This is a genomic window from Achromobacter maghribensis (genome assembly GCF_057334215.1).
Genome location: NZ_JBHFII010000058.1, coordinates 146,907 through 157,523, shown reverse-complemented (window position 1 = coordinate 157,523; position 10,617 = coordinate 146,907). Strand labels below are relative to the sequence as shown.

The 10,617-nt window shown below is 67.9% G+C and carries 13 protein-coding genes and 1 pseudogene; 9 read left to right on the top strand and 5 right to left on the bottom strand.

Annotated features, from left to right (window positions below; genetic code table 11):
- Positions 1–589, bottom strand: a pseudogene (locus ACE039_RS25555) (NADP-dependent malic enzyme); the annotation flags it as partial.
- 108 nt (positions 590–697) lie between these two features.
- Here ACE039_RS25555 and ACE039_RS25550 point away from each other — a divergent pair.
- From ACE039_RS25550 to ACE039_RS25525, 6 genes are all read left to right on the top strand, one after another.
- A complete protein-coding gene (locus tag ACE039_RS25550; protein WP_105556289.1) occupies positions 698–1,666 on the top strand; it encodes a LysR substrate-binding domain-containing protein in 969 nt (322 codons plus the stop codon).
- Positions 1,667–1,831: 165 nt separating this feature from the next.
- Entirely contained in the window at positions 1,832–2,380 is a 549-nt protein-coding gene (locus tag ACE039_RS25545) for a hypothetical protein (protein WP_485823665.1), read from the top strand.
- A complete protein-coding gene (locus tag ACE039_RS25540) occupies positions 2,380–2,874 on the top strand; it encodes a hypothetical protein (RefSeq protein WP_485823722.1) in 495 nt (164 codons plus the stop codon). Before ACE039_RS25545 ends, ACE039_RS25540 begins: the two co-directional genes overlap by 1 nt.
- A gap of 84 nt (positions 2,875–2,958) precedes the next feature.
- On the top strand, positions 2,959–3,297 hold the full coding sequence (locus ACE039_RS25535) for an EF-hand domain-containing protein (protein ID WP_485823664.1): 339 nt from the start codon (positions 2,959–2,961) through the stop codon (positions 3,295–3,297).
- 22 nt (positions 3,298–3,319) lie between these two features.
- Positions 3,320–4,123, top strand: a complete 804-nt coding sequence (locus ACE039_RS25530) for an AraC family transcriptional regulator (protein ID WP_485823663.1) — start codon at positions 3,320–3,322, stop codon at positions 4,121–4,123.
- A 98-nt stretch (positions 4,124–4,221) separates the two neighbouring features.
- Positions 4,222–5,127 (top strand): DMT family transporter, encoded by a 906-nt coding sequence (locus ACE039_RS25525; protein WP_485823662.1) that lies wholly within the window; start codon positions 4,222–4,224, stop codon positions 5,125–5,127.
- Here the strand turns inward: ACE039_RS25525 and ACE039_RS25520 are convergent.
- Positions 5,124–5,600 (bottom strand): MarR family winged helix-turn-helix transcriptional regulator, encoded by a 477-nt coding sequence (locus ACE039_RS25520; RefSeq protein WP_105556320.1) that lies wholly within the window; start codon positions 5,598–5,600, stop codon positions 5,124–5,126. The two genes, ACE039_RS25525 and ACE039_RS25520, sit on opposite strands and share 4 nt — an antisense overlap.
- Positions 5,601–5,732: 132 nt before the next feature.
- Here ACE039_RS25520 and ACE039_RS25515 point away from each other — a divergent pair, with 132 nt between their 5' ends.
- A complete protein-coding gene (locus ACE039_RS25515) occupies positions 5,733–7,136 on the top strand; it encodes an MATE family efflux transporter (RefSeq protein WP_485823661.1) in 1,404 nt (467 codons plus the stop codon).
- On the opposite strand, the gene ACE039_RS25510 is transcribed toward ACE039_RS25515, so the two are convergent.
- Positions 7,057–8,022: a LysR substrate-binding domain-containing protein gene (locus tag ACE039_RS25510; protein WP_485823660.1), complete on the bottom strand. Its 966-nt coding sequence runs from the start codon at positions 8,020–8,022 to the stop codon at positions 7,057–7,059. The genes ACE039_RS25515 and ACE039_RS25510 overlap by 80 nt on opposite strands.
- 141 nt (positions 8,023–8,163) lie before the next feature.
- Between ACE039_RS25510 and ACE039_RS25505 the strand changes: the two genes are divergently transcribed.
- Both ACE039_RS25505 and ACE039_RS25500 read left to right on the top strand, forming a co-directional pair.
- Complete coding sequence (locus ACE039_RS25505; protein WP_448710800.1) at positions 8,164–8,577, top strand: SEL1-like repeat protein; 414 nt, start codon at positions 8,164–8,166, stop codon at positions 8,575–8,577.
- Positions 8,574–9,344 (top strand): sulfite exporter TauE/SafE family protein, encoded by a 771-nt coding sequence (locus ACE039_RS25500; RefSeq protein ID WP_448710801.1) that lies wholly within the window; start codon positions 8,574–8,576, stop codon positions 9,342–9,344. Before ACE039_RS25505 ends, ACE039_RS25500 begins: the two co-directional genes overlap by 4 nt.
- 21 nt (positions 9,345–9,365) lie before the next feature.
- On the opposite strand, the gene ACE039_RS25495 is transcribed toward ACE039_RS25500, so the two are convergent.
- A complete protein-coding gene (locus tag ACE039_RS25495) occupies positions 9,366–10,190 on the bottom strand; it encodes an SDR family NAD(P)-dependent oxidoreductase (protein WP_485823659.1) in 825 nt (274 codons plus the stop codon).
- Between the two features lie 210 nt (positions 10,191–10,400).
- Positions 10,401–10,547 (bottom strand): hypothetical protein, encoded by a 147-nt coding sequence (locus ACE039_RS25490; protein WP_448710803.1) that lies wholly within the window; start codon positions 10,545–10,547, stop codon positions 10,401–10,403.
- Between the last annotated feature and the right edge of the window lie 70 nt (positions 10,548–10,617).

Sequence of the window (10,617 nt, the reverse complement as noted above, 5' to 3'; positions counted from 1 at the left end):
CGGCGCCCGAGGTCACGACTTTGACCGACTTGATGTCCTTGCCCACGACCTTGAGGCCGTTGATGAAGGCGGCCGATACCGTGATGGCGGTACCGTGCTGGTCGTCGTGGAAGACCGGGATCTTCATGCGTTCACGGAGCTTGCGCTCGACGGTGAAGCACTCCGGCGCCTTGATGTCTTCCAGGTTGATGCCGCCAAAGGTGGCTTCCAGCCCGGCAATGATCTCGACCAGCTTGTCCGGGTCGGTTTCGTTGATTTCGATGTCGAAGACATCCAGGCCGGCAAACTTCTTGAACAGCACCGCCTTGCCTTCCATGACCGGCTTGGAGGCCAGCGCGCCGATGTTGCCCAGGCCCAGCACCGCGGTGCCGTTGGTGATCACGCCCACCAGGTTGCCGCGCGCGGTGTAGCGATAGACGTTGGCCGGGTCGGCCACGATCTCTTCACACGCCGACGCCACGCCGGGCGAGTACGCCAGGGCCAGGTCGCGTTGGTTGACGAGCGGCTTGGAGGCCACCACAGAAATCTTTCCCGGGGTGGGGAACTCGTGATAGTCCAGTGCTGCCTGGCGGTCGGAAGGGTTGTTCATGGGGCGGTAGCCTCGCTGTCTTGAATATGCAAAAATTCTAGGCCCCAAGACATAAGACGATCATTCGGATTTAATATTGTCCCATTACCTAGACCTTATGGCTCGTCTATGACAGCCTTCGATCCGGATGCCGTCATCCGGAAACTGACCTCGCGCCTGAAGATGCGCCACCTGATGCTGCTGCTACAGATCGAGCAGCACGGGTCGCTGACCCGGGTGGCCGAGCACATGGCCACCAGCCAGCCGGCGGTGACCAACGCCCTGGCCGAACTGGAAAGCATGTTCGACGTGCCGCTCTTCGACCGGTCAGTGCGCGGCATGACGCCTACCGCGCTGGGCGCCGTGGTGCTGGCACGCGCCCGGGGCCTGGTCCATGACCTGGGCCATCTGGTACAGGAAATGGAGGCCGTGGCGGCCGGCCATGCCGCCCACCTGCACATCGGTGTCATCCCCTTCGTGTCGGGCCAGATGCTGTCGGCGGCCATCAGCCGCACGTTGCCGCAAGGCCGCCGCATCACCGCCACCATCCACGAAGGCCAGGGGCCCGCGCTGCTGCGCCAGCTGCGCGACCACACCCTGGACATCGTGGTGGGCTGGGCGACGCCGTCGGTGGACCTGAGCAACATCGACTTCGAAGTGCTGTATCACCAGCAGCCCCGGCTGATCGCAAGCCGCCGCCTAGCCGCGCGGCTGGGCCGGTCCCGGCTGGAATGGAACCGGCTGGCCGACCTGGACTGGATCCTGGGCACGCCGGGCAGCCCCATCCGGGAACAAGTGGCCGACATCTTCCTGCGCGCCGGCCTTCCGCCGCCGCCGCCGTCGGTGCAAAGCGATTCGTCCAAACTGATCGGGGAAATGATCGTGGCCAGTGACCGCGCCGTATCGATCCTGCCCGCCGACATCGCCGATGAACTGGTACGCATCGCGGGCGCCGCCATCGTGCCCTATTCCTTCGACTGGACCCTGCCCCCGATCTCGCTGTTCACCCGAGCAGACGGCCTGCGGCGCAATGTGGACGCGCTGTTCGCATCTGCCTTGCGCGAGGTCTATACCAAGGGCGCGCGGCTGGGCGCGTAGCCAGGTCCCGTGCCTGAGCCGCTGGCGCCGACGTGCCTCCTTGGCCTGCCCTCGACCCTGCCCCGTCGCAACGGACGGAATGCCAAGAAATGTAAAGGTCGCGTCCGCGCCGGCGCTCGCCCTCCTATACTTGCGGCGCCACGTATCACGCAGGAGGCAAGCCGCTTGTTCACTCATTTGCCACATCACCCGAACCGCCGCGCGCTTGCCCTGATCGCCCTCGCCGCGCTGACCACACTGTCCGGCTGCAGCTCGTTGCTAAGCGAAGGCACCGGCGCCGCGGCCGGTATCGCCGGCACCGCCATCGCCAACAAAGTCACCGACAACGCGACCGTCGCCACCGGCATCGGCCTGGGCGTGCAGGCGGGCGCCAAAGCCGCGCTGGCCTACGCCCAGCGCAAGACCCGAGGCGAAGAACAAGACGCCATTGCCGCCGCCGCCGGGCCACTGGGCGTGGGCGCCGTGGCGCCCTGGAGCGTGAAGCACCAGCTTCCCATCGAAGGCGATGCGCACGGCCAAGTCGCTGTCAGCCGTGCATTTGGCGGCGTGGGCCTGGAATGCAAGGAAGTGGTCTTTTCGATCGACACGCCGGCCGACAAGGCTGGCGACGAACCGTCGCGCGAATTCTTCGTCACGACGGTCTGCCGCGACGGCGCGCAGTGGCGCTGGGCGAACGCCGAACCGGCCACGGCGCGCTGGGGATCGTTGCAGTGATGCGCCGTGCATGCCTGCTGGCGACGCTGGCCGCCGCCGTCGGATTGAGCGGCTGCCAAAGCAGCTCCATCGGTGGCGCGGCGGGCGCCGTGGTGGGCACCGTCAGCGGGGCCGCCACCGCGAATCCCGTTGCCGGCTACGCCATCGGCGTCAGCGTGCAGGCCGCCGTCGACGCCACCGTGAAATACGTGCTGCGCGAGTGGAAGAACGATCAGCAAAACGTGATGGCCAACGCGGCGGGCGAACTGCCCATCGGCCAGGTGCGTCAGTGGCAGATCCGCCATGCGCTGCCGGTCGGCAATGAGCGCGGCGGCATCCAGGTGGTGCGCGACATCGATACCCCCCTGGCACGCTGCCGCGAAGTGCTGTTCACGGTGGAGCAGGACGACGCGCCTGCGCCGGGTTATATCAGCATGATCTGCCGCCAGCCTGACGGGCAATGGAAGTGGGCAGCGGCCGAGCCGTCCGTGGCGCGCTGGAACGGCCTGCAATAGAAGTGGCCTTCCGTTGCAGCGCGTTAAAGTGATTTCGGCTACGCTGCGAGAATCACGGCTTCGGCCGGCAAGGGAAGGAAAACCATGAAGAAGTTCGTTACCTTGAGCGCGGCATTCGCCGCGCTGGCTATCGCGGCGCCCGGCTGGGCCGCCCCCTCTTCCGAAGGCAGCGTCCAGATGTCGCCGGCACAAATGCAGCGCCTGGACACCGACAAGAATGGCGCGGTCAGCCGAAGCGAATACCAGGCCTTCATGGAAGAGTCTTTCGCCAAGCTGGACGCCAACAAAGACGGCCATCTCAGCAAGAGCGAATTGCCGAATAACCTGTCCGCTGAACAGTTTGCGGCCATGGACGCCAACAAGGACGGCAAGATCAGCCGCCCCGAATTCCTGCAGCAAGTCATGAAGGAATACAAGGGCTGACCGCCCTGGCAAGGCCACGCGCATGCCACCCGGCCAGTTCATCATGCGGCGCAGCGCGCTTGCCGGCGTGCAGGCCGTGGCGGCGTGCAGCGGGCACGCCTTTTCGCGGCACACGCACGATCAATTCGGCATTGGCGTGATCCGCGCAGGCGCCCAGGTGTCGCATAGCGGACGCGGCCGGGTGCAGGCTGGCCCCGGTTACGTCATTACCGTCAACCCGGGCGAGGTCCACGACGGCGCGCCCGTCGGTGACGGCACGCGCGCCTGGCAGATGCTGTATCTGGACCCGGCCGTGATCGCGCAAAGCGCCGCGGAGCTGCTGGCGGACGGACGCCGCTACGAATTTGAACACCCTGCCCGCGATCACCCGGCGCTGGCGCGCGATGTGCTGGCGCTTTACGCCCACGTGACGGATGGCGCGGGAACCGGGCTGGCGTGCGACGTGCTGCTGTTGCGCATCGTGGCGGCGGCGCACAGCCCGTACGCGCCGCCGGAAACCGGCCACGGCGTGCCCGACGCGATACGCCACGCCCGCGCCCTGATCGACGACGACCCCACCGCTACGATATCGCTGGCCGATCTGGCGGCCGCCAGCGGCCTGAGCCGCTACCAGGTCTTGCGCGCCTTTGCCGGCGCCACGGGCCTGACGCCCCATGCCTACCAGATGCAGCGCCGGCTGCTGGTGGCGCGCCGCCTGATCCGCGAAGGCCAGGCGCTTGCGGACGCCGCCGCGGCGGGCGGCTTTGCCGATCAAAGCCACATGACCCGCCTGTTCGTGCGCACATACGGCGTCTCTCCGCGGCGCTATGCGCTGGCCGCGCGCTGATCCCCTGCGTCGCGTCTGTACCGCTGCAATTTCGTTCAAGACTGGCGCCTCGCCTGCGCCCTACGCTGCGGCTTTCTGACTCTGCGGCGTAGACGGACATGAATGGAAGGATGCAAGGGTATTGCTGCCTGGCGGCGGCCATGGTGCTGGTCGGCAGCACGGTCGTGGCCAGCAAGATTATCGGGACGGGGCTGCCGCCCTTCACCGCGACGGCGCTGCGGTTTGCCATCGCGCTGCCCTGCTTCGCCCTGCTGATGGTCGTCACCGGCGCCCGGATGCCACGCCTGGGCCGGCGCGACTGGCTGTTGCTGGCGGCGCAGGCCATCGCCGGCAGCGTCGGCTACACCACGCTGCTGATCGCCGGGCTGCAGCGCACGTCGGCCGTGGACGGCGGCGTCATTCTGGGCACGTTGCCGCTTGTCACCGCCGCCATCGCGATCGTGCTGCTGGGCGAACGCCCGGGCAAGGCCATGCTGGCCGCGATCGCCGCCGCCGGCTTCGGCGTCTGGCTGATGACGCGTCATGCCGCGGCTGCAGGCGGCGCCCCATCATGGACCGGCAACGCGTTGATTCTGGGCGCGGTCTTGTGCGAAGGCCTGTTCATCCTGCTGAACAAACGGCTGCGCATACCGGTTTCCCCGCTGGCGCTCTCCACCGTCATGACGGGTTTCGGGCTGGCGTTTTCGGCGCTGGCGAGCGTGACGGAATCGCCCTGGCAGCTAGACGTGTCCGGCGACGCGGTCATGGCCGTGGCGTACTACGCCGTGGTGCCCACGGTGGGCGGCTTTCTGCTGTGGTACGCCGGCGCCGCCCGCGTGCAAGGTTCCGAAGCGGCGCTCTTTACCGCGCTGGCACCGGCATCGGCGGTCGCGCTCGCGGCGGGCGTGCTGGGGGAACCCCTGACGGGCGCCCAGATCGCCGGGATGGCCTGCGTGCTGGGCGCGGTCGCGCTGTTGGGTTGGCCGGGCCGCAGGCGGCCCGCGGAACATCCGGCAGGCGGCTAACCCCGACTGAACGCCAGCGCGAACTCGTCGGAGAAGATGTCGGCCAACGCATGGCGCAAGGCCGCCGCGCGCTCTGCGCCATAGGCCGCTTCGAAGCGGTTTTGCGCGTCTTTCCACAAGCGCTTGGATTCCGCCAGTTTGGCGCGGCCGGCATCCGTCAGCGCCACGCGGCGGCTGCGGCCGTCGCGTTCGTCGCGCGCCGTGCGCACGTAGCCGTCCCGTTCCAGCGGCTTCAGGTTATGCGCCAGCGCGGACCGGTCCAGCACCATGGCGCGCGCCAGGTCCGTCATCGACGGCGTGCCGGCGCGCGCGATGTGGATCAAGATGGAATGCTGCGACACTTTCAGGCCGCAAGGCGCCAATACCGTGTCATACAGCTGCGACACGCGACGGGTCGCTTTGCGCAGGGCGGCACCGTTGCAGACCAGAGGGTCCGGAACAATGGCGGGGACGGAAGGATCGGCGGCGGACATGGCGGCGGGAACGGCAACGGGAAAGGACAAAGCCATTACGCTACTGCCGGGCCGGACGCGCGTCCAGTTCATTCTTGACAGGTATTGGCATATGCACGTAAATTTTACCGCATCCCGTTCCGGTCACGCCCCATGTCAGCGACGCCTCCGCCACGCCCCGCCAATGCGCGCTTGCAAGCCATGCTTGAGGCGCCCATCGCCCCCACGCTGGCACGCTTGGCATGGCCCAATATTCTGATGATGTCGGCGCAGTCCGCCACCGGCCTGATCGAGACCTGGTTCCTGGCCCGGCTGGGCACCTCCGTGCTGGCGGGCGTGGCGCTGGTGGTGCCGGTGCTGTTCCTGATGGGGAACATGTCGCAGGGCGCGATGGGCGGCGGCATTTCCGCCGCCGTGGCGCGCGCGCTGGGCGGTGGCCGCCAACAAGAGGCGGACCAGCTGGTGCTGCACGCCGTGGTGCTGAACGCGCTGTTGGGATTGGTCTTCTGCGTGTTGCTGCTGGTTTTCGGGCCGCAGCTGTATCGCGCCCTGGGCGCCGAAGGCGAAGCACTGGATGCCGCCCTGGCCTACTCCAATGTCATCTTCGGCGGCATCGTCCTGATGTGGCTGATGAATGCGTTCGCCAGCGTCATCCGGGGCACCGGCAACATGCTGGTGCCCGGCGCGGTGATCTGCGGCGGCGCGTTGCTGCTGATCCCGCTGTCGCCATGCCTGATCTTCGGCTGGGGGCCGTTCCCCGCGCTGGGCGTGGCAGGCGGCGGGTGGGCGCTCGTCATCTACTACGGCGTGGGCGCGCTGATCCTGGGGGCCTACTGCGCCAGCGGCCGCAACCCCGCGCGGCTTGTCCTCAGCCGGCTGCACCCCAACCTGATGCGCAGCATCCTCAGCGTGGGCGCGCTGGCCACGTTGAACCCCTTGCTGACCAATGCGCTGGTGGCGCTGACGGCGGCCCTGGTCGGCGCCTATGCGGGCACGGCCGCCGTGGCGGGCTACGGCATCGCCGTGCGGCTGGAGTATCTGCTGATTCCCATTGCCTTCGGATTGGGCGCGCCCATGGTCGCCATGGTGGCGTCCAACATCGGCGCGGGCCAGCCCGAACGCGCGATGCGAATCGCGTTGACGGGCGGCGCGATGGCCTTCGTGCTGGCCGAAGCCATCGGGCTGGCGGCCGCGTGCTTCCCTGAAGCGTGGTTGCGGCTGTTCGGCGCCGAAGAACACATGCTGCAAGCCGGCTCTGCGTATCTGCGCACGGTGGGCCCGGTCTACGGGTTCTTTGCGCTGGGATTCTCGATGTACTTCGCTTCGCAAGGCGCGGGCCGGCTGAAATGGCCGTTGGTCGCGGGCTGCCTGCGCCTCTTGACCGCCGTGGGCGCGGGCGGCGTGGCGCTGCACCTGACCGGATCGCTGACGGTGTTCTTCCTGATCGCCGCGGTGGCGATGTGCCTGTACGGCTTGATCATCCTGGCGGCCGTCGCTTCCGGCTCGTGGTTCGACCGGGGCCACCTGCGAAACCCCCATCCCGTGGCGCGCTCGTAGCCTCGGGCGCATCGCGCAGCGCGTACGCGACCAGCTCGGCGGCGTAGGCCGGCAGCGCCTCGCGCATGCACAGCACCAGGTCGCGCGCGGCCCAGTCGTCGGCCAGCGCCACGCGCAGCACGCCGGCGGCTCGGCCGTAGCGCATCGCGGCCACGCGCGGCACGATGCCGATGCCCACGCCTTGCCCGACCATCCGGCATACCGCGTCGAAACTACGCAGGCGCACGCGGTACGACAGCACTTTTCCGCCGCGCCGCGCATGGTGCGCGATGTGTTCCTGCAACGCGCTGCCCTCCACCAGGCCCACGAACTCCTCGTCCGCCACCTCGGCCAGCGTGACCGCCGGACGGCCCGCCAACACATGCCCGCGCGGCACGACCAGCGTCAAGGGATCATGGCGGAAAGTCAGCGTATGCAAACCGTTCAGATCGGCCGAATCGGCCAGCACGCCGATGTCGCACGTGCCCGCGCGCAGCGCATCGGCGATCTCGTGGCTAAGCCGTTCTTCCAGGTCCACCGACACACGCGGATGATCCTTCAGGAAAGCACCCAGCACCGGCGGCAGGTATTCGCTTAGCGCCGTGGTGTTGCACAGCACGCGCACATGGCCTTTCAGCCCGTGGCCGTAATGGTCCAGTTCGCCGCGCATGCGGTCCATCTGGGCCAGCACCACCCGCGCATGGTGGGCCAATGTCCGGCCTGCCGGCGTGGGCTCGACGCCGCGAGGCTCGCGCAGCAGCAAGGGCACGCCCAAGGTGTCTTCCATGCTGCGGATGCGTTCACTGGCAGAAGCCAGCGTCATATGGGAACGTTTGGCGCCTGCGGTGATGGAGCCGGTTTCCTGCACGTTCAGGAAGAGCCGCAGGTCGGTCAGGTCGAATCGCATCTGGCCAGCGTAGCACGACGACCCTCAGGCTGAACCATAGGCTATCTATGCCATTTCCCGATATCGATTGCCGGCCATGGCGGCGCAGAATAACGGCAATCTTCCACGAACCCGTTGAACTGAACCGTTAAGGTGACCATGATGACCTTCAATCGAAGCGGCCGTCGGTTGCGGTGGCCAGGCGTCGCGCTGCTGATACTTGCCGTGCACACCTCAGGCAGCGCCATAGCCCAACCGGGCCTTACCGCTTACACCACGCCCGCGCAGAAGTATGCGCTGGCGCTGGAGGCCCAGACCGAAGGAGACGTGCCGGGCATGATGGCCTGGCTGCGCGCCGCGGCCCGTGAAGACCATGCGCCGGCGCAACGCCTGCTGGGCATGGCCCTGATCGGCGGCCCGACGCTGTACGGCGCGGCCCTGCCGGCGGACCTGTGTGAAGCGCGGCAATGGCTGCTGCGCGCCGCGCGCCAGGACGGCGCGCCGCCAGGGGACGTCGCCTACGCCCTGTTCGGCCGGCCCAGGCAGGCACAACCCGTCCAATGCGAGCGTTCATGAATCCGATGGACCTGCTTCCCGGCGGCCCTCCCACGTTGCTGGCATTGACGGCCGCGGTGTTCATCCTGGCCGGCGTCGTGAAAGGCGTGGTCGGGTTGGGCCTGCCCACCATTTCCATGGCGATGCTGGCCCTGATCATGGCGCCCGCGCAAGCCGCCGCGCTGCTGATCGTGCCGTCGCTGGTTACCAATCTGTGGCAGGCGCGGCCCTGGCCGACGCTGTTGCCCACCTTGCGCCGCATCGGCGCCATGCAGGCGGGCGTCTGCGTCGGCACGGTCGTCGGCGCGCTATGGCTGGGCGCACCCAGTGGCCATTGGGCCGGCGTATGCCTGGGGTTGGCGTTGATCGCCTACGCGGGCTGGGGGCTGTTCGGCTCGCCGCTTGGCGTGCCGCGCCGGTACGAACAGGCGCTAGGCGCGGTGGTCGGGGCGATCACGGGCGTGATCACCGCAGCCACGGGCGTGTTCGTGATTCCTGCCGTGCCTTTTCTACAGGCGCTGAACCTGGGCCGGGACGGCCTGATCCAGGCCATGGGCATTTCCTTCACGGTGTCGACGGTGGCCCTGGCGGCGGGGTTGTGGCTGAACGGTGGCTACAGTTCCAGCGCAGCCGGCGCCTCGGTGCTGATGCTGCTGCCCGCGCTGATCGGCATGGCGCTGGGCCAATGGCTGCGCCACCGGCTGTCCCCGCGCACCTTCAAGCTGTGCTTCATGATCAGCCTGGCGCTGCTGGGTGCCTACCAGGTTGCGCAAGGCTTTACGGCATAGCGCCCGGCCCGCGCCCCAAGATCAAGCCGCCAGCCGCCGTTCGTCGACAGAACCGATCGACACCGACATCTCGCGCCAGCGCGCCAACTCCTGCTGCACCGACTGGATCTTGCCGCGTGCCTGGTCGAACGCGTCACGGCCCAGGAACAGATGCAACGGCGCGTACTGCGCCTGCGCCGCGCTGATCAGCGCTTGCGCGGCCTTCGCCGGATCGCTGCCCGAGGCTTGCAGCAAGGGATCGCGCGCCGGCATGGCGGACGCATCGCCGCGACCCGCCACCGACGCCGCGCGCATGGCGCCCGGATACACCAGCGACACCCGCACGCCCCAGGCCGATGCCTCGGCGGCCAGCGCTTCGGTCAACCCGCTGACCGCGAACTTGGCCGCGCTGTAGGCGCCCCATTCCGCGTGGCCGCCGTCAAAGCCCAGGATCGACGAGATGTTGAACACATGCCCGCTGCGTTGCGCGCGCATGCGGGGCAGCACGGCGCGGATCACATTCAACATGCCAAAGACATTGATGTCGAAGGTGCCGCGCAATGCATCGTCGGACAAGCTGTCCAGGGCGCCTTGCAAGGCGTCGCCGGCATGGTTGACCACCACGTCCACGCCGCCGAACGCGGCGACCGTAGCGGCCACCGCGCGGCGCACGTTGCGTTCGTCGGCCAGGTCCACCGACAAGGGCAGAAACTGCCCTTCCAGCTTGGCCCCCACGGCTTCCAGCAGTGCATCGCCATCACGGGCCGTCGCCGCCACCTTGACCCCTCGGTCCAGCAGCATCTTCACCAGTACCAGGCCCAAGCCCGTCGACGCGCCCGTCACCAACCAGATTTTTTCGGTATTCATGCGATTCCCATCCCTTGCTAGCCTGCATGCTTGCAGCCGTCGGCAAGATGCCGTGCGGCCAGGCCAGGCGAAGCGTTCATGCCCGACACTTCGGCCCTGAGCCTGGTAGGGATATTAAGAATCGTGCGGATCGGCGTACAGGCTCGTTCTTGCGTGAAACCTGCCTATTTCTCCGCTGATGCCTGTTGCGCCGCGTCGCAGCGCACGCGCTCAGCCCAGCGCGCTACGGTAATGCTCGCGGTCGAACGCGGGCGCGGTGTCTTGCGTGACGGCGGCGGGCGCCGCCGGTTCTTCCGCCGCCTGAACGCCGAACAGCGAGAGTTCCGCGTTGACCAATGCCAGTATGAAATTCGCCATGATGACTCCTTGAGTAAAGCGTCCCGGCCGGCGGACTGCGCGCCGGCCTTGGTAAGGACTTGAGCGTCAT

Bases quoted from the DNA above. Each gene is read 5' to 3' on its own strand.
- ACE039_RS25505 (WP_448710800.1), top strand. From the start codon at position 8,164: ATGACCTTCAATCGAAGCGGCCGTCGGTTGCGGTGGCCAGGCGTCGCG.
- ACE039_RS25520 (WP_105556320.1), bottom strand. From the start codon at position 5,600: ATGTCCGCCGCCGATCCTTCCGTCCCCGCCATTGTTCCGGACCCTCTG.
- ACE039_RS25510 (WP_485823660.1), bottom strand. From the start codon at position 8,022: ATGCGATTCGACCTGACCGACCTGCGGCTCTTCCTGAACGTGCAGGAA.
- ACE039_RS25490 (WP_448710803.1), bottom strand. From the start codon at position 10,547: ATGGCGAATTTCATACTGGCATTGGTCAACGCGGAACTCTCGCTGTTC.
- ACE039_RS25525 (WP_485823662.1), top strand. From the start codon at position 4,222: ATGAATGGAAGGATGCAAGGGTATTGCTGCCTGGCGGCGGCCATGGTG.
- ACE039_RS25530 (WP_485823663.1), top strand. From the start codon at position 3,320: ATGCCACCCGGCCAGTTCATCATGCGGCGCAGCGCGCTTGCCGGCGTG.
- ACE039_RS25550 (WP_105556289.1), top strand. From the start codon at position 698: ATGACAGCCTTCGATCCGGATGCCGTCATCCGGAAACTGACCTCGCGC.
- ACE039_RS25535 (WP_485823664.1), top strand. From the start codon at position 2,959: ATGAAGAAGTTCGTTACCTTGAGCGCGGCATTCGCCGCGCTGGCTATC.
- ACE039_RS25515 (WP_485823661.1), top strand. From the start codon at position 5,733: ATGTCAGCGACGCCTCCGCCACGCCCCGCCAATGCGCGCTTGCAAGCC.
- ACE039_RS25495 (WP_485823659.1), bottom strand. From the start codon at position 10,190: ATGAATACCGAAAAAATCTGGTTGGTGACGGGCGCGTCGACGGGCTTG.
- ACE039_RS25540 (WP_485823722.1), top strand. From the start codon at position 2,380: ATGCGCCGTGCATGCCTGCTGGCGACGCTGGCCGCCGCCGTCGGATTG.
- ACE039_RS25500 (WP_448710801.1), top strand. From the start codon at position 8,574: ATGAATCCGATGGACCTGCTTCCCGGCGGCCCTCCCACGTTGCTGGCA.